Source organism: Streptomyces boetiae (assembly GCF_031845405.1).
GTDB classification, from domain to species: Bacteria; Actinomycetota; Actinomycetes; order Streptomycetales; family Streptomycetaceae; genus Streptomyces; species Streptomyces boetiae.
Genome location: NZ_JAVREN010000018.1, coordinates 84,327 through 108,347, shown reverse-complemented (window position 1 = coordinate 108,347; position 24,021 = coordinate 84,327). Strand labels below are relative to the sequence as shown.

The following is a 24,021-nucleotide window of genomic DNA, read 5'->3' as shown; positions in this document are numbered from 1 at the left end:
GGGGGGCCACACGGCGGGGCCGGGGGTCAGAGCAGGCCGAGCCCGCGGACCGCCTCGCGCTCCTCGGCCAGCTCCGCGACCGAGGCGTCGATACGGGTCCGGGAGAAGGCGTTCAGCTCCAGGCCCTGGACGATCTCGTAGGCGCCGTCCTCGGTGGTGACCGGGAAGGAGGAGATCAGGCCCTCGGGCACGCCGTAGGAGCCGTCGGAGGGCACGGCCATCGAGGTCCAGTCGCCCTCCGGGGTGCCGTTGACCCAGGTGTGGACGTGGTCGATGGCGGCGTTCGCCGCGGAGGCCGCGGAGGAGGCGCCGCGCACCTCGATGACGGCCGCGCCGCGCTTGGCCACGGTCGGGATGAACTCCTCGGCCAGCCAGGTCTCGTCGTTCACGACCTCGGCGGCGTTCTTGCCGGCGATCTCCGCGTGGAAGATGTCGGGGTACTGGGTGGCCGAGTGGTTGCCCCAGATCGTCAGCCTCGTGATGTCGCTCAGCGGGGCGCCGGTCTTCTTCGAGAGCTGGGTGAGCGCGCGGTTGTGGTCCAGGCGGGTCATCGCGGTGAACCGCTCGGCGGGAACGTCCGGGGCCGCGGCGCGGGCGATCAGCGCGTTGGTGTTGGCCGGGTTGCCGACCACCAGCACCTTGATGTCGTCCGCGGCGTGGTCGTTGATGGCCCGGCCCTGCGGCTTGAAGATCCCGCCGTTGGCCTCCAGCAGGTCCCCGCGCTCCATGCCCTTGGTGCGCGGGCGCGCGCCGACCAGCAGGGCGACGTTGGCCCCGTCGAAGGCCACGTTCGGGTCGTCGGAGATGTCGATGCCGGTCAGCAGCGGGAAGGCGCAGTCGTCGATCTCCATCGCGGTGCCCTCGGCGGCCTTCAGGGCGGGGGTGATCTCCAGGAGCTTCAGGCGGACCGGGGTGTCGGGGCCCAGGAGCTGTCCGGACGCGATGCGGAACAGCAGCGCGTAGCCGATCTGACCGGCGGCGCCGGTGACGGTGACGGTGACAGGAGTGCGAGGCATGGTGAGCCTTCCGAAGTCGAACGTTGTCGATCGAGGTCGAGCGTTGGTGACCGCCGGTTCGCGGCCAGGTTATCCCCGCACGCCCGGCCCCAGAAGGGGAGGAGGAGCGGGGGACACCGCTCTGGCGCGAGCGGTGCGGCCCGGAATATCTCGCCATCAAGATACCCTGCGGGCGCCCCGGGCCGCCCCCGGGACCCGGCGGGGAAGCCTCCGGGAGCAGCGTCCGGCCCCTGAGACACCTGAGACAATGGGAGGCATGGCAGGCGAACGTCCCCGAGTCCTCTCCGGCATCCAGCCCACGGCCGGCTCCTTCCACCTGGGCAACTACCTGGGCGCGGTCCGCCAGTGGGTGGCCCTCCAGGAGAGCTGCGACGCGTTCTACATGGTGGTCGACCTGCACGCGATCACCGTCCCGCAGGACCCGGCGGCCCTGCGCGAGTCCACCCGGCTCGCCGCCGCCCAGCTGCTGGGCGCGGGCCTGGACCCGGCCCGCTGCACGCTGTTCGTCCAGAGCCACGTGCCCGAGCACGCCCAGCTCGCCTGGGTGCTGAACTGCCTGACCGGCTTCGGCGAGGCGTCCCGGATGACGCAGTTCAAGGACAAGTCCGCCAAGCAGGGCGCCGAGGGCACCACGGTCGGCCTGTTCACCTACCCCGTGCTCCAGGCCGCCGACATCCTCGTCTACCACGCGGACCAGGTCCCGGTGGGCGAGGACCAGCGCCAGCACGTGGAGCTGACCCGCGACCTGGCCGAGCGGTTCAACGGCCGGTACGGGCCGACGTTCACCGTCCCCGGGGCGTACATCCTCAAGGACGCCGCGCGGATCTACGACCTCCAGGACCCCTCGGTCAAGATGAGCAAGTCGGCCTCCTCGCCCAAGGGCATCGTCTGGCTGATGGACGAGCCGGCGGCCTCGGCCAAGAAGTTCCGCAGCGCGGTCACCGACACCGGCGGCGAGATCCGCTGGGACCCGGAGGCCAAGCCCGGCGTCTCCAACCTCCTCGCGATCCACGCGGCCCTCAGCGGAGTCACGGTCGCCGACGTGGAGGCGAAGTACGCCGGCCAGTCGATGTACGGGCCGCTGAAGACCGAGCTGGCCGAGCTGTTCGCCGAGTGGGTGGCGCCCTTCCGCGCCCGCACCCTGGAGTTCCTGGCCGACACCGCCGAGCTGGACCGCCTGCTCGCCGCCGGCGCCGCCAAGGCCCGGGAGACGGCCGCCGCCACGCTGGCCGAGGTCTACGACAGGGTCGGCTTCCTGCCGCCCGCCGCCGGCCCGGCCCGAGGGTAGGGAGAGCGACGCGAGTGGGCCGCCTGGACACCGTCACGCTGGGCGTGTCGATCGCCGTCCCGGAGCCGCACGCCGGGCGCCTCCAGCGCTGCCGCCTCGGCTTCGGGGACGCCGCCGCGTCCGGCATCCTCACCCACGTCACGCTGCTCCCGCCCACCGAGGTGGAGGCCGGGGCACTCCCGGCCGTCGACCGGCACCTGGCGGCCGTGGCGGCGGCCTGGCGGCCGTTCCCCCTGCGGCTGGCGGGCACCGGCACCTTCCGCCCCGTCTCCCCGGTGGTCTACCTGCGGGTGGCCGAGGGCGGCGGCGCCTGCGACCGGCTCCAGGAGCGGGTCCGCGCCTCCGGCGGGCCGCTGGCCCGGGAGCTGGCGTTCCCCTACCACCCGCACGTCACCCTCGCGCACGGCCTGGCGGACGCCGCGCTGGACGCGGCGCAGGCCTCCCTGGCCGGGTACGAGGCGGCCTGGACGGTCGGCGGCTTCGCGCTGTACGAGCTGGGCGGGGACGGATGCTGGGCGCCCCGGCGGGAGTTCGCCTTCCCGCCCCCGGGCCCGCGGCGCCGCCGGCCCCGGCCCGCGCGGCACCGCGAGGCCGCCCGGGGCCGCACCTGATCCCCCGCCCCCGCCCGGGCAGATCCCGCGCGCACCTCGTGCGCACAGGTGTCGGAACGGGCGATGGGGGCACTCCGCCCTACCGTGGACGCCGCGATGGAACGACGACTGAACCGCCTGCCGGGGCCGTTGGGGCCCGCCGTGGCCTGGGGGATGCGCAGCCGCGCCTACCGGGTCTACGAGCACCTGGACCAGCGCAAGTGGGCCCGGCTGACCGCGGCCATCACCTTCAACAGCTTCGTGGCCCTCTTCCCCGTGCTCGGCCTCGGCGCGGCCATCGGCGCCGCGCTGCTCAGCGAGGCGACCCTCAACGACGTCGAGCGCTGGATCACCGACCAGATCCCCGGCATCTCCGGCCGTCTGGACCTCCAGGACTTCTTCGACAACGCCCGCACCATCGGCCTGCTCTCCCTGGCCGCGGTGATTCCCACCGGCGCCTCCTGGGTGGGCACGCTGCGGGAGTGCCTGCGCGCGGTGTGGGACCTGCCCGACCTGCCGGAGAACGTCCTGCGCCGCCAGGTGCGGGACGTCGGGCTGCTCGCGGGGCTGGGCTGTGTGGTGCTGCTGTCGCTGGGCACCTCGCTGCTCGGCCAGGGCGCGATGCAGTGGGCCGGGCAGCGGCTGGGCGGCGGAGCCGAGGTCCCGGTGCGGCTGGCGGCCTACCTGCTGGCCGTGGTCATCACCTTCCTGCTGCTGCTCTACCTGCTGGTGTGGCTGCCCGGCGTGCGCCCGCCGCGGCGGGCCGTGCTGACGGCCTGCGCGGTGGGCACCGCCGGGTTCGAGCTGCTGAAGCTGCTGCTGGGCAGCTACCTCTCGCACGTCGCGGGCCAGAACCTCTACGGCGCCTTCGGCCTGCCCATCGCCCTGCTGATCTGGATGAGCATGATGGCCCGGCTGCTGCTGGTGTGCTGCGCCTGGACCGCGACCTCGGTCACTCCTTCGGAGCGCCCCGAGGCCGACGCCCTGGACGCCACCGAGGCCCTGGAGGCGGAGGTGGGTCCCCGTCCCGACGACCCGGCGGGCCTGGGCTATCCGCGCTCCGGCCCGTCCCGCCCGGCAGCGGCAGCGGATGGCGGCGGTGGAACGCCCATCCGGCGGCCGTCAGGAGGATGAGGCCCACGGCGGTGGCGGCGAGCACGGTCAGGGCCGGCGAGCGGCCGTCGTCCCCGGCCGTGCCCGAGGCCCCGGCCAGGGCCGAGTCGCGCGAGGTCTCCTCGCCGCGGCCGTTGCCGTCGGCGGCGGCGCCCCGGCGCTCGGGCGCTCCCGTCTCGGTGGCCTCGCCCTCGCCCTCGCCGGGGGTGGGCTCGGTCGTGGCCTCGCTCAGCGGCGGGACCAGGACGCCCACCGGCTCGGCCTCCTCCGCGGCCTCGAAGCCCCAGTCCAGCAGGGCGGCGGCCTCCCGGTAGACGGCCAGGCTGTCGCCGTCCTCCGGGTGCATCACGGTGACCAGCAGGACCCGGTCCTCCCGCTCGGCCACGCCCGTGAAGGTGTAGCCGGCCTGCGAGGTGTAGCCGTTCTTGACGCCCGCGATCCCGGGGTAGGTGTCGAGGCCGGGGGCGCCGACCAGCAGGCGGTTGGTGTTCTGGATCTCGTAGCCGCCGTCCTCCCCGTCGCCGCCGTCCTCCCCTTCCTCCGCTTCCTCCGCTTCCTCCCCTTCCTCCGTGTCCTCGCCGTCCCCGCCGCCGGGGAACTCCGTGCGGGCGGTGGAGGCGTACTCGCGGAAGTCGGGGTTCTGGAGGCCGTGCCGGGCGATCAGCGTCAGGTCGTAGGCCGAGGAGGTCTGGCCGCGGGCGTCGTACCCGTCGGGGCTGCGCACCAGGGTGTCGCGGGCCTGGAGCTCCTCGGCCCGGTCGTTCATGTCCTCGACGGTCTGCTCCAGGCCGCCGTTCATGGCGGAGAGGGCGGCCACCGCGTCGTTGCCCGAGGCCAGGAAGACGCCGTGCCACAGGTCCTCGACCGTGTAGGTGCGGTCCTCCCTGATGCCCACCGCGCTGCTGCCCGGGCCCAGGTCCGCGAAGTCCTGGGCGCGGGCCCGGTACTCCTCGTCCCGGTCGAAGCGGGGCAGCAGGGTGTCGGCGAAGAGCATCTTCATGGTGCTGGCGGGCGGCAGCGGCCAGTGCGCGTTGTGCGCGGCCAGCACGTCGCCGCTCTCGGCGTCCGCCACGATCCAGGAGCGGGCCGTCAGGTCCCCGGGCAGGCCGGGAACCCCGTCCCCGTCGTCCACCTGCGTGCCGGGGCGGCCCAGCCGCTCCCCGCCGACGGCGGACATCTCCTCCGGCGGCCCCTGGTCCTCCTCCTCGGCGTGCGCGCCCGGGGCGGGCGCGAGCAGCACCGGGGCGGCGGCCAGGGCGAGCGGCAGCAGCGCGCGAACGTACTTCCGAAAAGAGGACGAGCGATTGAACGGCACACTGCGAACCTACCGTTGGGGGGCGCGCGGCGGTCCAGCGGAGCGCCCCGAACCGGTGAGTGACCGGGCGCAGGTGGCCCAAGGGCATCGCGGATACTGGGGGAGCGGACCTCGGGGACGGACGGCACCGCGACGGAGAGAGAAGCTCAGTGAGAATCGTCTTGGCGATCCCGATCAGCCTGGTGCTGGCGGTGATCCACTGGTACCTGTGGCGGCGCCTCGTCCGTGACGTCTCCCGCCCCGGCGGCGCGTACCGCCGCGCGGGCACCCTCGCCCTGGTCGTTCTCCCGGTCCTCACGATCGTCGCCTCCCTCGGCCGCGAGATCGGCGTCCCCTTCCCCGTCCTGCGCGTCATCTCCTGGCCGGGCCAGTACTGGCTGGTCTCGCTGCTCTACCTGCTGCTGTGCCTGGCTCCGGGCGAGCTGCTGCGGCTCGTGCTGCTGCGCGGCCGGCGCCGCGCCGCCCGCGCCGCCCGCGACGGCGGCACGCCGGGCACGCTCCCCGCCGCCCGCACGGCGGCCCCCGCCCCGGCGCCCGACGGCGCGGGCACGTACGCCTCCGGCGGGGGCCGTCTGGCCCCGTCCGGCCGGACCGGGCATGCCCCTGGCCCTGGCGGCTCGGCCACGGCCGTTGCGCTCGCGACGGACCCGGCCGCGGCTGCCGGAGCGTTCACGCGGACCGCGCCCTCGGGCGGCGGAGAGCCGCCCGCGAGCACCGGGGCCCCCGGTGGCGGGGGAAGGGCCGGGGGCGGAACCGCCCCCGCGGAAGAGGCGGTTGGGGACGGCGCGGGTGCGCCAAGGGGCGCGGCGACTCCGGGCACGCCCGGCGGAGCCGGGGCTGGTACGCGGGCGACGGCGGGCGTCGCGGTGCGCTCCGGCTCCGGCGGAGCTGCCACCGCGGAGCCGGCCACTGCCCCGGCCCGCGCCGACGCCTGCACGGAAACCTCCGCCGCGCCCGGGACTCCCGCGGACGGGGCCGCGAGCGCCGGAGGGGCCGAGCACGGTCCCGCCCGGGGCCGCCCCGCCGGGAACGCGCCCGAAGGGTCGGCCGGCGGAGCCGGGGCGCCGCGCGCCGACGCCTCCGCAGGCGCGGAAACGGCCGGCGCGGACCGGGGCCCGGATAGCGCGGACGCCGCCGGGCCGGGGCGGCGGCTCGTCGTGGCGCGGGGCATAGCCATCGGGGCCGGGGCCGTGACCGCGGGGGTGCTGGGGTACGGGACGTACGCCGCGCGGCGGCTGCGGACCAGGCATGTGAGCGTCGCGCTGGACCGGCTGCCCCGGGCCGCGCACGGGTACCGGATCGCCGTGGTCAGCGACATCCACCTCGGCCCGGTCCTGGGCGCCGCGCACAGCCGCCGCGTGGTCGAGGCGGTCAACCGCACCGAGCCCGACCTGATCGCCGTCGTCGGGGACCTCGTGGACGCGGAGGTGAACGACCTCAGAAGCGCCGCCGCGCCGCTGGCCGGGCTGCGCGCCCGGGACGGGGCGTTCTTCGTCACGGGGAACCACGAGTACTACGTGGACACCGCCTCCTGGGTCGAGCACGTCCGCGAGCTGGGCCTGACCCCGCTGACGAACGACCGCCGCGAGCTGCCGTACTTCGATTTGGCCGGGATCAACGACGTGGACGGCGAGGGCACCGCCTTCGGCGGCCCCGACTTCGAGGCCGCCCTCGGCGACCGGGACCCCCGCCGCACCGCCGTGCTCATGGCCCACCAGCCCGTGGCCATCCACGACGCCGTGGACCACGGCGTGGACCTCCAGCTCTCCGGGCACACGCACGGCGGCCAGCTGTGGCCGCTGACCTACGTGGCGGGCCTGGCCAACCCGACGCTGGCGGGCCTGGAGCGGTACGGCGACACCCAGCTGTACGTCACGCGCGGCGCGGGGGCGTTCGGCGCGCCGGTCCGGGTGGGCGCCGACCCGGACATCACCGTGCTGCGCCTGACTTCCGGACGGGCCTGACCGGGCTCGGCCGGGCCCGACGGCGAAACGCCCCGCTGACCCGCTTGGCTGAAATCCGCGTGCGATTGTCCGTTTTTCGTCTCAAACGGGCGTCCGAGTCAACTGTCCACGGCACTTTTGGTGTCCTGGATAACGACCGGGGCACAGACAGACAGCGTGACGGACACGATCCGGCGGCGTGGTGCGAAGGAGTGAGGGGCATGGCGGACGAGACGATGGCAGAGGCTGCCCTGATCATCCGCGGCCAGGTGCGCGACTCCCTGGGGGTCGCGCTGCCGCGGGCCGTGGTGACACTGACAGGCGCCGACGGCGGCCGGCACCTGGTGAAGACCCGCAGCGCCTCCGACGGAGCCTTCTCCGTCACCGCGCCCGCGCACGGCGAGTACCTGCTGGTGGCCTTCTCGCCTCAGCTGGGCAGCCAGAGCGTGGCGGTGCGCCTGGAGGGGCGGCCGGTGGAGGTGGAGTTCCGCATCGACGTCCCCGGCGCCGTCGTGGACTGAGGGCCGGGCCCCGGGCGTTGGCCCATACGCCCGCCCCCGCCCTTCCCCGAGTTGTGGCCAGTCCGTTGCCCGCCCTGCGCTGCGACGCCCGGGAGCCCTGTGATTGGCTGGCCGCCAGGAGCTTCGTGGGGAGGGGCGCGGCGCGTGGGGAGCAACCGGGCCGAGAATCGGGCGGAGAGCCGGGCGGGCACCCGGGGGGCCAGGACCGCCCTGGGCATCGGGGCGGCCGTGCTGCTGCTGGCCGCCGTCGTCGGGGGCTGGGCGTTCGTCCGCGCCGACGGGACCGAGGACCCGCCGCTGGTCGTGGGCACCACCGTCGTTCCCACCTCCACCGACCCCGGCGCGGCCTACGACGCCGGCTCCGCGATGCTGGCCGGCAACCTCTACCAGTCCCTGCTCACCTTCGTCCCCGGCCAGGACGCCCCCGTCCCCGACGCCGCCGAGAGCTGCGCCTTCGACGCCGGGCGCCTGCTGGTCTACCGCTGCGTGCTGCGCTCCGACCTGACCTTCAGCGACGGCCGCGCGGTCACTCCGGCGGATGTGAAGTTCTCCTTCGACCGCGTGCTGGCCATGGCCGAGCGGGAGCGGCGCGAGGCCGGGGACCCGTCCATCCCCGAGGGGCGGAGGTTCGACTACCAGGGGCCCGCCGGCCTGCTGGCCACGCTGCGGGAGGTGCGGGTGGCCGGGCAGGAGATCGTTTTCCGGCTCAACCGGCCCGACGCCGGCTTCCCCTTCGTGGTCGCCGGCAGCGCGGGCGCGATCGTGGACCGGCACAGCTACCCGGAGCTGGAGCCGCGGGAGAACGGCCGGGTGCTGGGCTCGGGCCCCTTCCTCCTCTCGCGCTGGACCGGCGACTCCGCCGAGCTGGTGCCGAACGCCTCCTACCGCGGCGCCGCCCGCGTCCCCGAAGGCCCGGTCACCGTGCGGTACTTCGAGCAGGACGCCGGGGGCACCACCGGCGAGCGGCTGCTCGCCCAGGCGTGGCAGGCCGGGGAGATCGACGTCAACGACGGCAGGATGCCGCCCGAGGTGATGGCCGGGCTCAGCGCGGGCGACCCCTCCCACCGCGCCTACGAGGCCACCGGCGGCGGCATCCGCGTGCTGGCCTTCAACACCCGCGAGGGCGCGCCCTTCCACCGGGCGGCGGCCCGCCGCGCCGCCGCGGCCCTGCTGGACCGGGAGGCGCTGACCCGCCGCGTGCAGCACGACACGGTAGAGCCGCTGTACTCCCTCATCCCCACGGGCTTCGCCGGCCACGGCACCCCCTATTACGACCGCTACGCCGGCGCGGACACCGGCGCGCTGCGCGAGGAGCTGGAGGAGGCGGGCGTGGACCTGCCCCTCCCGTTCCGCCTGGCGTATTCGCGCGGGCCGGCCAACCACGAGGAGGCGCGGCTGATCGAGGAGCAACTGGAGGCGGGCGGCATCTTCGCGGTGGAGACCGAGTACCACCCGTGGGCCGAGTTCGTCTCCGGCCTCTACGCCGCCGAGCCCTACGACGCCTACCTCGTGGGCTGGCAGCCCGACTTCCCCGACCCGGCGACGTTCACCGACCAGCTCCTGGGACCGGCGGACGGCCTCAACACCGGCTTCCGCGACGCCGCCATCGACGAGCTGATCGCCGAGACCCAGGCCGAGCCCGACCGCGCCCGCGCCGCCGGGGCCTTCCGCGCCGCTCACGAGCGGGCCGCCGGGTCCGCGCCCGTGATCCCGCTGTGGCAGGAGCGGGTGACGATCCTCTCCGGCACCGACGTCGCCGGCATCCAGCTGCTGCCCTCCTCCAGCGGCGTCTGGCGTCTGTGGGAGCTGCGCCGGATCTGACGGCCGCTCAGCCGGCCGAAGCCGCCCCGGCCGACGCCGGAGCCGCCCCGGACGGGACTCGGCCGGTGCCGGAAGCGGCCCCGTGCGGCGCCGGATCTGACCGAGGCGGCCGGGATGGGGCAGGATGCTCCGCATGGCACGTCTACGGCACACGATCGTCCTCGCGCCCGTCGGCCGCCAGGCGGCCCAGGCCGCCGTCGCCCAGGCGCACGAGGTGCTGGAGAGCCTGACTCCGGCCCCCGGCCCCGGCGGCACCCTCCTGGCCCCCGACGGCCGCCCGGTGGTGGACGCCGAGCTGCGCTCCGGCGAACACCTGCGCCCCGGCGCCCGCTACCGCGTGGCCACCGGCGCGGAGCACGCCGCCGACGCCGAGGTGCTCGCCTGGGACCGCGGCAGGGAAACGGCCCTGCGCGTCCTCGTCACCGACCCCGAGACCGGCGGCCGGATGGTCAACTCCCTGCGCCTGCGCAGCGCGGACCGCCCCGAGCACGTCACGGTCACCGTGGACGGCGGCCTGGTGCGGCCCGACGGCCGCCGCAGGCGGCTGCGCTGGATGGAGCTGCGCGGCCAGCTCGACCTGCCGCGCTGGTGGGGGGCGGCCGAGGGCGCCCCGGGGCACGCCGCGCTCATCGTGGACGTGCGGCTGCCGGTGCTGCGCGCCGAGATCCGCGCCACGCCCCACCCCGGCGCGGACGGCACCTGGCGCGTGGAGGTGCGGACCGTGCTGCGCGGCCGGGGCCTGGCCCGCCCGGTGGCGGCCGTGCCGCTGCGCGTCACCCGGCGGATGCTGCACCGGGCGCTCGGCCAGGCCCTGGAGCGCGGGGCGCACGACTGGGGCACCCGGGTCGTTCCCGAACTCCGCCGCCCGCCCGAGGAGTTCCGCAAGCGGCTTCTCGACGAGCTGTGCGCGCCCCGCACCGGCTGAGCGGCGCGCGGGGGCGAGGTCGCCTGCCGCGGGCGTTCACAGGACCTTGCCCGGGTTGAGGATGCCCAGGGGGTCGAACGCCCGCCGGATGCTCCGCTGCATCTCCAGGCCGACCGGGCCCAGCTCGCGGGCCAGCCACTCGCGTTTGAGCACGCCCACGCCGTGCTCGCCGGTGATGGTGCCGCCCAGCTCCAGGCCCAGGCCCATGATCTCGTCGAACGACAGCCTGGCGCGCCGCGATTCGTCCGGGTCGGCGGGGTCGAAGCAGACCACCGGGTGGGTGTTGCCGTCCCCGGCGTGCGCGCAGACGCCGATGGTCAGCCGGTGGCGTTCGGCGATGGCGGCGGTGCCCTCCAGCAGGTCGGCCAGGCGGCTGCGCGGCACGCACACGTCGTCGATCATCGTCGTGCCGGTCACGGCCTCCAGGGCCGGGAGCGCCGCCCGGCGGGCCGCGAGCAGCATCCCGGACTCGGCCTCGTCCTCGGCCGGGACCACGGCGTTGGCCCCGGCCGCCCGGCACAGCTCGCCCACGGCGGCCAGGTCGGCGGCCGGGTCGGGGGTGTCGAAGGCGGCGAGCAGCAGCGCCCGCGTGCTCTCCGGCAGGCTCATCCTCGTCAGCCTGTTCACCGCGACGATCGTGGTGGAGTCCATCAGCTCCAGCAGCGAGGGCGTGTGCCCCTCGGCCATGATCCGGGCCACGGCCTCCCCGGCGTCCCGCGCCGAGCCGAACTCCGCGGCCAGCGCGAGCTGCGGCGCCGGTGCCGGCCGCAGCGCGAGCACCGCCCGCACCACCACGCCCAGGGTGCCCTCCGCGCCGACGAACAGCCGCGTGAGGTCGTAGCCCGCCACGCCCTTGGCCGTCCGCCGCCCGGTGGACAGCAGCCGCCCGTCCGCCAGCACCACGTCCAGGCCCAGCACGTACTCGGCCGTCACCCCGTACTTGACGCAGCACAGGCCGCCGGAGCCGGTGCCGATGTTCCCGCCGATGGTGCACTGCTCCCAGCTCGAGGGGTCCGGGGGATACGCCAGGCCGTGCGCCGCCACGGCCTTGGACAGGTCGGCGTTGACCACCCCTGGCTCGACCACGGCGATCCGGTTCACCGGGTCGATCTCCAGGACGCGGTCCATCCGCAGCAGCGACAGCACCACGCACCCGTCCACCGCGTTCGCCGCCCCCGACAGCCCGGTCCGCGCCCCCTGCGGAACGACCGGCACCCGCAGCTCGCTCGCCGTCCGCATCACGTGCCGCACCTCCTCCAGGCTCCGCGGCAGCACCACGGCCGCGGGCCGCCCGGCGGGGCAGAAGCTCGCCATGTCGTGCGAGTAGGAGGCCATCACATCCGGATCCGTCAGCAGCGCCCCGTCGGGCAGCCCTGCCCGCAGCCGGGAGAGGAGATCGCTCATGCCCTCAGCCTGACACCGCTTTCCGCCTTACGGAAGGAGCCTCCCGTTCCGGGGCGCCCGGGGGCGGGCGCGCGTTGCGGGGCCGTTCACCCGGGGCATGGGTGGCGTTCATGTGGCGGGTGCGGGAAGCGGCCAGCATCCGGCGCATGGAATACCGGAGATGGGCCGTGCTGGGCGCGGCCGTGCTGATGAGCGGGGCCGCCCTGGCGCCCGCCGGCTCCGCGCAGGAGCGCGGGGGGCGTGAGCTGGAGCTGACGCTGCTGGGGCGGTACGAGTCGGGGTCCTTCGACGAGGGAGCCGCGGAGATCACCGCCTACGACCCGGGCAGCGCGCGGGCGTTCACGGTGAACGCCGAGCGCGGGACCGTGGACGTGCTGGACCTGAGCGACCCGGCCGCGCCGCGGCGGGTCGCGGAGCTGGCGACGCCGGGCGCCAACAGCGTGGCGGTCGGGCGCGGCGGCCTGGTCGCCGTCGCCCAGGAGGCGGCCGACAGGACCGACCCCGGCACCGTCAGCTTCTTCCGCGCGAGGGACGCGCGGCGGCTGTGGGACGTCACCGTCGGCGCGCTGCCGGACGCGGTGACCTTCACCCCGGACGGCCGCCGCGCGGTCGTCGTCAACGAGGGCGAGCCCGGCTCCTACTGCGAGGCGGACCGCGACGACCCCGAGGGCTCGGTCAGCGTGATCACGCTGCGCGGCGGGCGGCAGGCCCCGCAGGTGCGGACGGCGGACTTCCGGGCGTTCGACGACGACGCGGAGGAGCTGCGCGCGCAGGGGGTGCGGCTCTTCGGGCCCGGCGCGAGCGTGGCGCAGGACCTGGAGCCGGAGTACGCGGCCGTCTCGGCGGACGGGCGCACCGCCCTGGTGACGCTCCAGGAGAACAACGCCGTGGCGCGGGTCGATCTGACGCGGGCCCGCGTGACGGAGGTGCGCGCGCTGGGCACCCAGGACCACTCCGAGCCCGGCAACGGCCTCGACCCCTCCGACCGCGACGGCGGCGCCCGTATAGCGAACTGGCCCGTGCGGGGGCTCTACCAGCCCGACGGCATCGCCGGCTTCCGCGACCGCGGCCGGCAGTACTACGTGACGGCCAACGAGGGCGACGCCCGCGAGTGGGACTGCTACGAGGAGGAGGTCCGGGTCCGCGACCTGGAGCTGAGCCCCGAGGCGTTCCCGGACGCGGCGGCGCTCCAGGACAACGCCGCGCTCGGCCGGCTGACCGTCAGCGAGACCTCCCCGCGCGACGGTCAGGGCCGGGTCACCGAGCTGCACGCCTTCGGCGGCCGTTCGCTGTCCGTGCTGGACGACCGGGGGCGCGTGGTCTGGGACTCGGGCGACGCGCTGGAGCGGCTGACCGCAGAGCGGTTCCCGGCGGACTTCAACACCGACAACTCCGAGAACGACCCCGACTCGCGCAGCGACGCCAAGGGCCCCGAGCCGGAGGGCGTCACCGTCGGCTCGGTGAACGGCCGCACCTACGCCTTCGCGGGCCTGGAGCGGGTGGGCGGCATCGTCGCCCACGACCTGTCCGACCCCCGGAACCCGCGCCTCGCCGGGTACATCAACTCCCGCGACTTCGCGGGCGATCCGGAGGCGGGCACGGCCGGGGACCTCGGGCCCGAGGGGCTGGCGTTCATCCCGGCCCACGACAGCCCGAACGGCCGGGCGCTGCTCGTCGTCGGGCACGAGACGAGCGGCACCACGGCCGTTTACCAGGTCGGCTAGCCAGTCCGGACAGCCAGAGGCCGGTCAACGCCCTTGAGAGGGCGGGGAGTCGCGTCCAGGAGGTCAGAAGCGCCGCGTGATCAGCGCCTGCTTGACCTCCTGGATGGCCTTGGTGACCTCGATGCCGCGCGGGCAGGCGTCCGTGCAGTTGAAGACCGTGCGGCAACGCCACACGCCGTCCCGGTCGTTGAGGATCTCAAGGCGCTGCTCCCCGCCCTCGTCGCGCGAGTCGAAGATGAAGCGGTGGGCGTTGACGATCGCCGCCGGGCCGAAGTACTGCCCGTCGCTCCAGAACACCGGGCAGGAGGAGGTGCAGGCGGCGCACAGGATGCACTTCGTCGTGTCGTCGAAGCGCTCCCGGTCCTCCGCCGTCTGGAGCCGCTCGCGCGTGGGCTCGTTCCCCTTGGTGATCAGGAAGGGCATCACGTCGCGGTAGGCCTGGAAGAAGGGCTCCATGTCGACGATGAGGTCCTTCTCCACCGTCAGACCCTTTATGGGCTCGACCACGACCGGCTTGGTGGCCGCGCCGTCCTTCAGCCGCGCGATGTCCTTGATCAGCGTCTTGCAGGCCAGGCGGTTCTTGCCGTTGATCCGCATCGCGTCCGAGCCGCAGATCCCGTGCGCGCAGGAGCGGCGGAACGTCAGGCTGCCGTCCAGCTCCCACTTGATCTGGTGGAGGGCGTCCAGGACGCGCTCCTTGGGGTCGATGCGGATCTCGTAGTTCTGCCAGAACGCCTCGGCCGAGGACTCGGGGTTGAAGCGGCGGATCCGGAAGGTCACCGTCACCAGGTGGGCGTCGGAGACCGGGGCGGCATCCTCGGGCTTGGACAACGTCGGGGTAGCCATCAGTACTTACGCTCCATCGGCTGGTAGCGGGTGGTGACGACCGGCTTGTAGTCCAGCCGGATCGACTGATTGCCGTCGGCGTCCACCTCGCGGTAGGCCATGGTGTGCCGCATGAAGTTGACGTCGTCGCGCTGGGGGTAGTCCTCGCGGTAGTGGCCGCCGCGGGACTCCTGGCGGGCCAGGGCGGAGACCACGAGCACCTCGGCCAGCTCCAGCAGGTTGCCCAGCTCCAGGGCCTCCAGCAGGTCGGTGTTGAAACGCCGGCCCTTGTCCTGCACCGAGACGTTGCGGTAGCGGGCGCGCAGGGCCGTGATGTCCTCCAGCGCCTCCTTCAGCGTCTGCTCGGTGCGGAAGACCATGGCGTTCTTGTCCATCGTCTCCTGGAGGGCCTTGCGGATCTCCGGGACCCGCTCGGTGCCGGTGGACGAACGCATCCGCTCCACCTCGTCGGTCACGAACCGCGCCGGGTCGTCCGGGAGTTCGGTGTGGTCCACGGTGGCGGAGTACTCGGCCGCGGCGATGCCGGCCCGGCGGCCGAAGACGTTGATGTCCAGCAGCGAGTTGGTGCCCAGGCGGTTGGCGCCGTGCACGGAGACGCAGGCCACCTCGCCGGCCGCGTACAGGCCCGGCACCACGTCGGTGTTGTTGGAGAGCACCTCGCCGCGGACGTTGGTCGGGATGCCGCCCATCGCGTAGTGCGCGGTGGGCTGGATCGGGATCGGGTCGGTGTACGGCTCGATGCCCAGGTAGGTGCGCGCGAACTCCGTGATGTCCGGCAGCTTCGCGTCCAGCTGCTCCGGCGGCAGGTGGGTCAGGTCCAGGTACACGTGGTCGCCGTCGGGGCCGCAGCCGCGGCCCTCGCGGATCTCCGTGTAGATGGAGCGGGAGACCACGTCCCGGGAGGCGAGGTCCTTCATGACGGGCGCGTACTTCTCCATGAAGCGCTCGCCGTCCTTGTTGCGCAGGATGCCGCCCTCGCCGCGCGCGCCCTCGGTGAGCAGGATGCCCATCTTCCAGATGCCGGTGGGGTGGAACTGGAAGAACTCCATGTCCTCCAGCGGCAGTCCGCGCCGGAACGCCGCCGCCTGGCCGTCGCCGGTCAGCGTGTGGGCGTTCGAGGTCACCTTGTAGAACTTGCCGTTGCCGCCGGAGGCGAAGACCACCGACTTGGCCTGGAAGACGTGCAGTTCGCCGGTGGCCAGCTCGTAGGCGACGACGCCCGCGGTGCGGCGGACCCCGTCCACCTCGTTCAGCAGCAGGTCCAGGACATAGAACTCGTTGAAGAACTCCACGCCCTCCTTGACGCAGTTCTGGTACAGCGTCTGGAGGATCATGTGCCCGGTGCGGTCGGCCGCGTAGCAGGAGCGGCGCACCGGCGCCTCGCCGTGGTTGCGGCTGTGGCCGCCGAAGCGCCGCTGGTCGATCCGGCCCTCGGGGGTGCGGTTGAAGGGCAGGCCCATCTTCTCCAGGTCCAGGACCGAGTCGATGGCCTCCTTCGCCAGGATCTCGGCGGCGTCCTGGTCCACCAGGTAGTCGCCGCCCTTGACGGTGTCGAAGGTGTGCCACTCCCAGTTGTCGTCCTCGACGTTGGCCAGGGCCGCGGCCATGCCGCCCTGGGCGGCGCCGGTGTGGGAGCGGGTCGGGTACAGCTTGGTCAGCACCGCGGTGCGGCTGCGCTTGGTGGCCTCGATGGCCGCCCGCATGCCCGCGCCGCCGGCGCCGACGATGACGGTGTCGTACTTGTGGATCTGGGTCATGGGTCGGATCAAGTCCCCGGTGCGTCAGCTGATGTTCGGGTCGAAGGTGAAGATCACCAGGGTGCCCAGCAGCACGGTGAACACCGTGGCCGTGTACAGGAGCATCTTCAGCCAGAAGCGGGTGGCGTCGCGCTCCGCGTAGTCGTTGATGATCGTCCGCAGGCCGTTGCCGCCGTGCAGCATGGCCAGCCAGAGCATCAGCAGGTCCCACACCTGCCAGAACGGCGAGGCCCAGCGGCCGGCCACGAAGGCGAAGCTCACCTTCGAGACGCCGCCGTCCAGCACGAGCTGGATCATCAGGTGGGTGATCACCAGCACCACCAGGAGGATCCCGGACAGCCGCATGAACAGCCAGCCGTAGAGCTCGAAGTTGGTGCGGGTGGTGCGCGGCGACCTGGCGGTGCGGGCGCGCGGGGGCTCGATGACGGGGGCCGCGCCGGGTGCGGCCTGGGCCGGGGCGGTCGCGCCGCCGCCGATCTGCGTGGTGTCCGCGGTCATGGTCATCAGCTCCCGAACAGCTCACGGGCGGCGTGGCCCAGGACGGGATAGGCCGCCCCGGCCATCAGCACGATCCAGATCCCGACCACGGTCCACAGCATCTGCCGCTGGTAGCGGGCGCCGTTGGCCCAGAAGTCCACGGCCACGACCCGCAGGCCGTTGAGGGCGTGGAAGAGGACGGCGGCCACCAGGCCGTACTCCATCACGGCGACCAGCGGCGTCTTGTAGACCGCGATCGTGTCGTCGTACGCCTCGGGGGAGACGCGGACCAGCGCGGTGTCCAGCACATGGACGAACAGGAAGAAGAAAACGAGGACACCGGTGACGCGGTGCGCCACCCATGACCACATGCCTTCCCGGCCGCGGTACAACGTTCCTGCCGGCACGGAAGAACCCTTCGCGGAAGCTTCAGCGGCCCTCGGGGCCCGGCCGGGTACGGTCCACCGGCCGCGGCCATGGTAGCGGCGGGCCCCGTGGGCCGCGTCGCGGGGTCGCCGCTGGGCGTCCGCCGGGGGGGCGTCCGTCATCCGTTTGCCGACTCCGGGGACCTCGCTACCGTCGTAGGTATGGGACGAACGCCCTGGCGAATACTCACCCTGGCCGCGGCCGTGCTGGCCCTCACCGCCGCGGCGGTGGTGGCGGTGGCGCAGCGGTCGGACGACTCCCGCGGGGCCTCGGGCCCCGCCGCCTCCGGCCCCGGGCGCGCCACCGCGGGGCCCTCACCCTCACCCTCCCTCTCGCCCGAGCCGGCCGACCTGCCGGACGGGCCCTCCGGGGAGCCGGCCACCGTTCCGGCCGTGCGCTCCTTCGAGGCCGCCGAAGGCCCCGGCTGGGCCCCCGGCGGCTCCGCCCGCGTGGTGGCCGACGGCGACGGGCCGCTGGACGACGAGGCGGACCGGCTCGCCGAGGAGCTGGACGCGGGGCGCGCCGACGAGGGCGCGCGGGCGGGGGACGTGGAGCTGGTCCTGGACGAGGACGCGGACACCGGCCGCGAGGGATATCGGCTGCACGTGGAGGACCACCGGGTCACGATCACCGGATCGGCCGAGGCGGGCGTCTTCTACGGCACGCGCACGGTGACCCAGGCGGTGAACGCCCGCGGCGGTCTGCCCGAGGGCACGGTGAACGACCGCCCCGACCGGCCGCAGCGCGGGCTGCTGCTGGACATCGCGCGCAAGCCCTTCCCCGCCTCCTGGATCGAGGACCGGCTGCGCGAGATGGCAGGGCTGCGCCTGAACCAGCTCCAGCTCCACCTCAGCGACGACCAGGGCTTCCGGGTGGAGAGCGAGTCCCACCCCGAGGTGGTCTCCGAGGACCACCTCACCAAGGAAGAGGTGCGCCGCATCGTCGAGCTGGCCGAGTCGCTGCACATCACCGTCATCCCCGAGTTCGACTCGCCGGGCCACCTGGGGGCGGTCCTCGAAGCCCACCCGGAGCTGCGGCTGCGGCGCGCGGACGGCGGGGTGGCCGAGGGCGCCATCGACATCGGCGACCCGGCCGCGGGCGAGCTGATCGACGAGCTGCTGCGCGAGTACGACGACCTCTTCCCCAGCCGGTACTGGCACCTGGGCGGCGACGAGTACGTGGCCGCGCTGAGCCGGGACCCGGAGGGCACCTACCCGGAGCTGGCCGAGGCCGCCCGCGAGCGGTACGGCGAGGGCGCCACCGTGCGCGACCTGGCCACCGCATGGCTCAACGACCGGGCGGAAACCGTGCGTGAGATGGACCGCGTCCCGCAGGTGTGGAACGACGGCATGCACGCCGGAGGCGAGGTGCGGCCCGACCGGGAGCGGCAGGTCACCTACTGGACCGGGCGGGAGATCGGCGCCCGGGAGCCGGTGGAGTACCTGGAGGGCGGCTGGCAGGTTCTCAACCTGAACTCCGAGTACCTCTATTACGTGCTCGGCGAGCCGAACGAGTTCACCTATCCCACGGGCGAGCGGATCTACGAGGAGTGGACCCCGGACGTGCTGCGCGGCTCGCGGGCCGTTCCGGAGGAATTCCGCGGCGCCGACCACATTCCCGGCGGGCGGCTGGCCGTCTGGTGCGACCTGGCGGACGCCCAGACCACCGAACAGGTCGCCGAGGGCATCAGGCTCCCGCTGGCCGCGCTGGCCCAGAAGCTGTGGGACCCGGGCCGGCCGCGGCTGTCCTGGGCGGAGTTCACCGAGCTGACGGGCGAGGTGAGCCGGAGGTGAGCCGGACCTGAGCCCGGGCACGCGGCGGCGTCCCACGCCGGGAGCGCGCGCCCCGTGGCCGGGAGGAAGGCGGGCGGCCGGGGTCGCCACCCCCCACAGGAGAGACCCCGGCCGCCGCGCGGAGACGGCCCGAGACGGCCTCCTCCGGTACTCCTACAGCGCCGGGCGAGGGCATTGCGTTACCGAGCGGATACGTCCGGATGCGCCATGGACGCGGCTGCCCCGGGACGCGTAGCGTTCAGAACCCAGAGACTCACAGTGACCGGCGCCGCCGCAAGGGGGGCCGTGCCGGCCGAGCGGACCGACACGTTCCGAGGCGAGTGCCCACACCGGGGCGCGGCGCGCAGGATGACCGCGGCGGGCGCGCCGCAAAGGGGGGCGGGGAGTGCAGGGGGCAGACAGCGACCTGACCGCGGCGGTGCACGCGGCCCAGGAGGGGGACGAGACGGCCTTCCGGACCGTCTTCCGGGCGGTCCACCCGCGGCTGCTCGGCTACGTGCGCACGATCGTCGCCGAGCCCGACGTGGAGGATGTCACCGCCGAGGCGTGGCTGCACATATCGCGGGATCTGTCGAGATTCAGTGGAGACGCCGACCGCTTCCGTGGCTGGACCGCGCGGATCGCGCGAAACCGCGCGCTCGATCATCTGCGCGCCCGCGGGCGCCGGCCGCCCGAGTTGGGGGCCGACGAGGCCGCCCTGGCGGATCTTCCCTCCAGCGCCGACACGGCCGAGGAGGCCATCGCCGCGCTGGCCACCTCGCGGGCGTTTCGCCTGGTGGCGGAGCTTCCGCAGGAGCAGGCGACCGCCGTGGTGTTACGCACCCTGCTGGGCCTCGACTCCCGCCGCGCGGCCCTGGTCCTGGGGTCCCGCCCGGGGGCCGTGCGCACCGCCCACCACCGGGGGCTGCGCCGTCTGGCCCAGCTCGTGGAGGCCGGCGGGCGCGTGAGAGATGTGGAGGCGCCCCCCCAGGGGGTGTAACGGAATCCGCGGTTACGGCGCAGTATGAAGCAAGGCCGACTGGTCACCGGCCTATGGGGCGTTCCCGAGGTCCCCCCCGTACCTCGTCGGAGCCCCAGGCGCGGGCGGGGCGGCTTTCCCCCTAGCCCCGCCCGCGCATCCTCCCGGCCCCCGGCCGGGACGGGACCGGGCGCCCCCGGGCGCGCCGCGAGGCGCCCCCGCCGGTGGCCACGCGCCCGCCGTCGCCGGGCGGTCCCCCGATTCCGCGCCTCGTTCGCATACGCTTACGTTTTCCGGTCACGCTTTCGAGGGAGCGGCGGGCCGCTTCGGGGAATGTCTCCACGGCCGGCCCATCCCGGGCCGGGTGAACGGGAAGCACCGTGCAAACGTTCAGATGATGAACATCCGAGGTGAAGCATATGAATGAGCCGTCACTTGGGGTGAGTTGGTTTTAACGTGTCATGCTGTTAACTGTTTGTTGTGACTGAGTTGGCCCGGCACTCTCTCCCGCTGCCTAATGTTCAATCCGTGCCCGATCCATCCCCCACTCCACTGCGCGTGGCCGTGCTGGCGGATTCTGATACCCGGTGGAAATGGGGCGCGCTCACCGCGCGCCGGCTCGCCCCGGCGTCGACCGTCCATGGCTATCTGCTGTGGGGCCGCGCCACGCCCACGGAGCGGCAGCTGGCGGAGATCGGGGCCGAGGCGGATCACCTCCGCGAGGTGAGCGCGGTGGACTTCCTCGCCGACCTGGGGGAGCGGGCACACACCGACGCCGCCAGGGCCGCGGGCAAGGAGCCCTTCGACGTCCTGATCCTCGCCTGCGTGGGCGGCACCATTCAGGCGATGCTGCACGGCCTGGCCCGCGCCTGGCGCACCGCCGACCGGCGCCCGGCCGTCGTCACCGGCTACGTCGGCGTGGTCTACGAGAAGCTTCCCGACGGCCTGCTGCTGCGGCACGGCGCCGACCTGGTGCTGGCCAACAGCCCCTACGACGCCGCCCGCTTCCGCGCGGTCTACGACGGCGTGCGGGCCGACAGCTCCGCGGTCACCGAGTGCGCCCTGCCGTTCCTCGACGGGCGGGCGTACGACCCGGGCCCGGCCGAGCGCGGCGAGCGCCCCTTCCGCGTCGTCTTCGCCGTCCAGCCCTCCGTCCCGGCCGGCCGCAAGGACCGCGCCTATTTGCTGGAGCGCGCCATGGAGCACGCCCGCAGGCACCCGGAGCGCGAGGTGGTGCTCAAGCTGCGCAGCAAGCCCAGCGAGCACACCACCCACATCGAGGAGCTGCCCTACCAGCGGCTGGCCGAGCGCGCCCGCGGCGAGCGGCCCTCCAACTTCCGCCTGGCCTACGGCAACATGGGCGAGATCCTCAACGAGACCGACCTGCTGGTCACCGTCTCCTCCACCGCCGCCCTGGAGTCGCTGCACCGCTCGGTACCCACCGCGCTGCTGAGCGACCTGGGCATCCGCGAGCCGCTGGGCAACCACTACTTCATCGGCTCCGGCTGCTTCGCCTCCTGGGACGAGCTGGACGCCGGGCACCTGCCCCGGCCCGAGCCCGCCTGGCTCGCCGAGCAGGGCGTGGGCGTTCCCCACGAGGGCGCCTTCGCCGCGGCCCGCGCCCGCCTGGACGCGCTGCTGGAGCGGCGCGAGGACGGCGGCCTGCCCCCCCTCACCCCGTACTACACCGCCCGCACCGCGCCGGGGTACCTCCCGGGCGTCCTGGCCCGGCACGGCCTGGACGTCAAGGGCGAGCCGGCCGCCGGCCACCAGGACGCGCCCGCCGCCGAGGCCGGGATGCGCGCCGCGTCCCGCCGCCTCCTGCGCCGCACCGCCCGCGGCGCCTACCGCGCCGGCGTCCAGCGCGTGGCCCCCCTGATCCGCCGCTGGGGGCAGCTGTGAGCGCGAGCGGCGTCAAGACCGAACGATCTGCGAAGGCATGACCATGAGCACAGTTCTCGCCGTGATCCCCGCTCGCGGGGGCTCCAAGGGGGTGCCGGGGAAGAACCTCGCGCCGGTCGGCGACGCGCCCCTGATCTCCCGCACGGTCCGCGCCTGCCGCGCCGCCCGCCTGCTGACCTCCGTCGTCGTCTCCACCGACGACCCCGGCATCGCCACCGCCGCCCACGCCGCGGGCGCCGAGGTGATCGAGCGCCCCGACACCCTCTCCGGCGACACGGCCACCAGCGAGGCCGCCGTCCTGCACGCCCTGGACATCTACGAGCAGCGGCACGGCGTCACCGTGGACGTGGTCCTCCTCGTCCAGTGCACCAGCCCCTTCCTCACCCGCGAGGAGCTGGACGGCGTGGCCGCGGCCGTTCTCGACGGCGCCGACAGCGCGCTGACCGCCGCGCCCTTCCACGGCTTCGTCTGGCGCGAGACCCCCGAGGCGGGCGGCCAGGGCGTCAACCACGACAAGGCGTACCGGCCGCGCCGCCAGGACCGCCCCCAGGAGCTGCTGGAGACCGGCGCCGCCTACGCCATGCGCGCCGCCGGCTTCCGCGCCGAGCGGCACCGGTTCTTCGGCCGCACCGAGCTGGTGCGCACCGACCCGGCCCGCGTGCTGGAGATCGACGACCCGCACGACCTGGCGCGGGCCCGCGCGCTGGCCCCGCTCTTCGACGGCGGTCGCGCGCCCCTCCAGCCGGGCCCCTTCCCGGACTACCTCCCCACCCGCGCCGACATCGACGCGGTGGTGCTCGACTTCGACGGCACCCAGACCGACGACAGGGTGCTCGTCGACTCCGAAGGACGGGAGCTCGTCGCCGTTCACCGCGGCGACGGGCTCGGCATCGCCGCGCTGCGCCGCGCGGGGCTGTCCCTGCTGATCCTGTCCACGGAGGAGAACCCGGTCGTCGCCGCGCGGGCGCGCAAGCTGCGCATCCCCGTGCTGCACGGCGTCGACCGGAAGGACCTCGCCCTGAAGCACTGGTGCGAGGAACACGGAATCGCGCCGGAGCGCGTGCTCTACGCGGGCAACGACGTCAACGACCTGCCCTGCTTCGACCTGGTCGGCTGGCCGGTCGCCGTCGCCAGCGCCCACGACGTGGTGCGCGGCGCCGCCCGCGCGGTCACCTCCGCGCCCGGCGGCGCCGGCGCGATCCGCGAGATCGCCTCGTGGATCCTCGGAAAGGAACTCAACGCATCATGACCCCAGGCAACAACCGCCTCCGCACCTTCGGCGACCGTGTCGTGGGCCCCGGCCGGCCGGTCTACATCACCGGCGAGATCGGCATCAACCACAACGGCGACCTGGAGAACGCCTTCGCGCTCATCGACGCCGCCGTCGAGGCCGGCTGTGACGCGGTGAAGTTCCAGAAGCGGACGCCGGAGATCTGCACCCCGCGCGACCAGTGGGACATCGAGCGGGACACTCCGTGGGGCCGGATGACCTACATCGACTACCGTCACCGTGTGGAGTTCGGCGAGGAGCAGTACCGCGCCATCGACGAGTACTGCTCCAAGCGCGGCATCCAGTGGTTCGCCTCGCCGTGGGACACCGAGGCCGTCGCCTTCCTGGAGCGCTTCGACGTGCCGGCCCACAAGGTCGCCTCGGCCTCCCTGACGGACGACGAGCTGCTCCAGGCGCTGCGCGCCACCGGCCGGACGATCATCCTGTCCACCGGCATGTCCACGCCGAAGCAGATCCGCCACGCCGTCGAGGTCCTGGGCAGCGAGAACATCCTGCTCTGCCACGCCACCAGCACCTACCCGGCCCGCGCCGAGGAGCTGAACCTGCGCGTGATCCACACCCTGCAGGCGGAGTACCCGAACGTCCCGATCGGGTACTCGGGCCACGAGACCGGCCTGCAGACCACCCTGGCCGCCGTCGCGCTGGGCGCCACCTTCGTGGAGCGCCACATCACGCTGGACCGCGCCATGTGGGGCTCGGACCAGGCCGCCTCCGTCGAGCCCCAGGGCCTGACCCGCCTGGTGCGCGACATCCGTACGATCGAGACCTCCCTGGGCGACGGGGTCAAGCAGGTCTACGAGAGCGAGCTGGGGCCGATGAAGAAGCTGCGCCGGGTCAAGGGCGTCGTCGCCGAGCAGGAGGAGACCGGCTCGCGCCAGCAGGCCGCGCCGGCCACCGTCTGACCCGCCGCG

19 protein-coding genes and 1 pseudogene are annotated in these 24,021 nt (G+C 74.2%); 13 read left to right on the top strand and 7 right to left on the bottom strand.

Going from position 1 to position 24,021, the window contains the following annotated elements:
* Positions 1–26 precede the first annotated feature (26 nt).
* Positions 27–1,016 carry a malate dehydrogenase gene (locus RM780_RS14535; protein WP_311631113.1) on the bottom strand — a complete coding sequence of 330 codons (990 nt, stop codon included), beginning with the start codon at positions 1,014–1,016 and terminating at the stop codon, positions 27–29.
* Between the two features lie 256 nt (positions 1,017–1,272).
* Here RM780_RS14535 and trpS point away from each other — a divergent pair, with 256 nt between their 5' ends.
* From trpS to RM780_RS14520, 3 genes and pseudogenes are all read left to right on the top strand, one after another.
* Positions 1,273–2,304 (top strand): tryptophan--tRNA ligase, encoded by a 1,032-nt coding sequence (gene trpS, locus RM780_RS14530; protein WP_311631112.1) that lies wholly within the window; start codon positions 1,273–1,275, stop codon positions 2,302–2,304.
* A 23-nt stretch (positions 2,305–2,327) separates the two neighbouring features.
* Positions 2,328–2,915 carry a 2'-5' RNA ligase family protein gene (locus RM780_RS14525; protein WP_311631125.1) on the top strand — a complete coding sequence of 196 codons (588 nt, stop codon included), beginning with the start codon at positions 2,328–2,330 and terminating at the stop codon, positions 2,913–2,915.
* Between the two features lie 63 nt (positions 2,916–2,978).
* Positions 2,979–3,782 (top strand): annotated as a pseudogene (locus RM780_RS14520) (YihY/virulence factor BrkB family protein); the annotation flags it as partial.
* 64 nt (positions 3,783–3,846) lie between these two features.
* Here RM780_RS14520 and RM780_RS14515 read toward each other — a convergent pair.
* On the bottom strand, positions 3,847–5,322 hold the full coding sequence (locus RM780_RS14515; protein ID WP_394812971.1) for a D-alanyl-D-alanine carboxypeptidase family protein: 1,476 nt from the start codon (positions 5,320–5,322) through the stop codon (positions 3,847–3,849).
* 149 nt (positions 5,323–5,471) lie between these two features.
* Here RM780_RS14515 and RM780_RS14510 point away from each other — a divergent pair, with 149 nt between their 5' ends.
* From RM780_RS14510 to RM780_RS14495, 4 genes are all read left to right on the top strand, one after another.
* The gene (locus tag RM780_RS14510) at positions 5,472–7,286 is read left to right on the top strand and encodes a metallophosphoesterase (RefSeq protein ID WP_311631111.1); all 1,815 of its coding nucleotides are present in this window, start codon (positions 5,472–5,474) and stop codon (positions 7,284–7,286) included.
* Positions 7,287–7,486: 200 nt separating this feature from the next.
* On the top strand, positions 7,487–7,786 hold the full coding sequence (locus RM780_RS14505; RefSeq protein ID WP_311631110.1) for a carboxypeptidase-like regulatory domain-containing protein: 300 nt from the start codon (positions 7,487–7,489) through the stop codon (positions 7,784–7,786).
* Positions 7,787–7,930: 144 nt separating this feature from the next.
* The gene (locus RM780_RS14500) at positions 7,931–9,607 is read left to right on the top strand and encodes an ABC transporter substrate-binding protein (RefSeq protein ID WP_311631109.1); all 1,677 of its coding nucleotides are present in this window, start codon (positions 7,931–7,933) and stop codon (positions 9,605–9,607) included.
* Between the two features lie 133 nt (positions 9,608–9,740).
* Positions 9,741–10,532 carry a hypothetical protein gene (locus RM780_RS14495; protein WP_311631108.1) on the top strand — a complete coding sequence of 264 codons (792 nt, stop codon included), beginning with the start codon at positions 9,741–9,743 and terminating at the stop codon, positions 10,530–10,532.
* A 36-nt stretch (positions 10,533–10,568) separates the two neighbouring features.
* Here RM780_RS14495 and RM780_RS14490 read toward each other — a convergent pair whose 3' ends face one another.
* The gene (locus RM780_RS14490) at positions 10,569–11,936 is read right to left on the bottom strand and encodes an FAD-binding oxidoreductase (protein ID WP_311631107.1); all 1,368 of its coding nucleotides are present in this window, start codon (positions 11,934–11,936) and stop codon (positions 10,569–10,571) included.
* 146 nt (positions 11,937–12,082) lie between these two features.
* On the opposite strand from RM780_RS14490, the gene RM780_RS14485 reads away from it, so the two are divergent.
* A complete protein-coding gene (locus tag RM780_RS14485; RefSeq protein WP_311631106.1) occupies positions 12,083–13,660 on the top strand; it encodes a choice-of-anchor I family protein in 1,578 nt (525 codons plus the stop codon).
* Between the two features lie 63 nt (positions 13,661–13,723).
* On the opposite strand, the gene RM780_RS14480 is transcribed toward RM780_RS14485, so the two are convergent.
* From RM780_RS14480 to sdhC, 4 genes are read right to left on the bottom strand one after another with little or no spacing between them, the layout of a single operon-like run.
* A complete protein-coding gene (locus RM780_RS14480) occupies positions 13,724–14,506 on the bottom strand; it encodes a succinate dehydrogenase iron-sulfur subunit (protein WP_311631105.1) in 783 nt (260 codons plus the stop codon).
* Positions 14,506–16,263, bottom strand: a complete 1,758-nt coding sequence (gene sdhA / locus RM780_RS14475; RefSeq protein ID WP_311631104.1) for a succinate dehydrogenase flavoprotein subunit — start codon at positions 16,261–16,263, stop codon at positions 14,506–14,508. Before sdhA ends, RM780_RS14480 begins: the two co-directional genes overlap by 1 nt.
* Before the next feature lie 24 nt (positions 16,264–16,287).
* Positions 16,288–16,761, bottom strand: a complete 474-nt coding sequence (locus RM780_RS14470) for a succinate dehydrogenase hydrophobic membrane anchor subunit (RefSeq protein ID WP_311631123.1) — start codon at positions 16,759–16,761, stop codon at positions 16,288–16,290.
* A 5-nt stretch (positions 16,762–16,766) separates the two neighbouring features.
* Entirely contained in the window at positions 16,767–17,147 is a 381-nt protein-coding gene (gene sdhC / locus RM780_RS14465; protein WP_311631103.1) for a succinate dehydrogenase, cytochrome b556 subunit, read from the bottom strand.
* Positions 17,148–17,327: 180 nt separating this feature from the next.
* On the opposite strand from sdhC, the gene RM780_RS14460 reads away from it, so the two are divergent.
* The 5 genes from RM780_RS14460 (at position 17,328) to RM780_RS14440 (ending at position 24,012) form a co-directional block, all read left to right on the top strand.
* Complete coding sequence (locus RM780_RS14460) at positions 17,328–18,959, top strand: beta-N-acetylhexosaminidase (RefSeq protein WP_311631102.1); 1,632 nt, start codon at positions 17,328–17,330, stop codon at positions 18,957–18,959.
* A 385-nt stretch (positions 18,960–19,344) separates the two neighbouring features.
* Positions 19,345–19,938, top strand: coding sequence for an RNA polymerase sigma factor (locus RM780_RS14455; RefSeq protein WP_311631101.1), 594 nt, complete (start codon positions 19,345–19,347; stop codon positions 19,936–19,938).
* Positions 19,939–20,445: 507 nt separating this feature from the next.
* A complete protein-coding gene (locus RM780_RS14450) occupies positions 20,446–21,819 on the top strand; it encodes a DUF6716 putative glycosyltransferase (RefSeq protein ID WP_311631100.1) in 1,374 nt (457 codons plus the stop codon).
* 43 nt (positions 21,820–21,862) lie between these two features.
* Positions 21,863–23,068, top strand: a complete 1,206-nt coding sequence (locus RM780_RS14445) for a cytidylyltransferase domain-containing protein (RefSeq protein WP_394812970.1) — start codon at positions 21,863–21,865, stop codon at positions 23,066–23,068.
* A complete protein-coding gene (locus RM780_RS14440; protein ID WP_311631098.1) occupies positions 23,065–24,012 on the top strand; it encodes an N-acetylneuraminate synthase family protein in 948 nt (315 codons plus the stop codon). Before RM780_RS14445 ends, RM780_RS14440 begins: the two co-directional genes overlap by 4 nt.
* The last annotated feature ends 9 nt before the right edge of the window (positions 24,013–24,021 follow it).

Coding starts and splice junctions, on each gene's coding strand:
- RM780_RS14535 (WP_311631113.1), bottom strand. CDS start 1,016: ATGCCTCGCACTCCTGTCACCGTCACCGTCACCGGCGCCGCCGGTCAG.
- trpS (WP_311631112.1), top strand. CDS start 1,273: ATGGCAGGCGAACGTCCCCGAGTCCTCTCCGGCATCCAGCCCACGGCC.
- RM780_RS14505 (WP_311631110.1), top strand. CDS start 7,487: ATGGCGGACGAGACGATGGCAGAGGCTGCCCTGATCATCCGCGGCCAG.
- RM780_RS14495 (WP_311631108.1), top strand. CDS start 9,741: ATGGCACGTCTACGGCACACGATCGTCCTCGCGCCCGTCGGCCGCCAG.
- RM780_RS14490 (WP_311631107.1), bottom strand. CDS start 11,936: ATGAGCGATCTCCTCTCCCGGCTGCGGGCAGGGCTGCCCGACGGGGCG.
- RM780_RS14485 (WP_311631106.1), top strand. CDS start 12,083: ATGGAATACCGGAGATGGGCCGTGCTGGGCGCGGCCGTGCTGATGAGC.
- RM780_RS14480 (WP_311631105.1), bottom strand. CDS start 14,506: ATGGCTACCCCGACGTTGTCCAAGCCCGAGGATGCCGCCCCGGTCTCC.
- sdhA (WP_311631104.1), bottom strand. CDS start 16,263: ATGACCCAGATCCACAAGTACGACACCGTCATCGTCGGCGCCGGCGGC.
- RM780_RS14470 (WP_311631123.1), bottom strand. CDS start 16,761: ATGACCGCGGACACCACGCAGATCGGCGGCGGCGCGACCGCCCCGGCC.
- RM780_RS14460 (WP_311631102.1), top strand. CDS start 17,328: ATGGGACGAACGCCCTGGCGAATACTCACCCTGGCCGCGGCCGTGCTG.
- RM780_RS14445 (WP_394812970.1), top strand. CDS start 21,863: ATGAGCACAGTTCTCGCCGTGATCCCCGCTCGCGGGGGCTCCAAGGGG.
- RM780_RS14440 (WP_311631098.1), top strand. CDS start 23,065: ATGACCCCAGGCAACAACCGCCTCCGCACCTTCGGCGACCGTGTCGTG.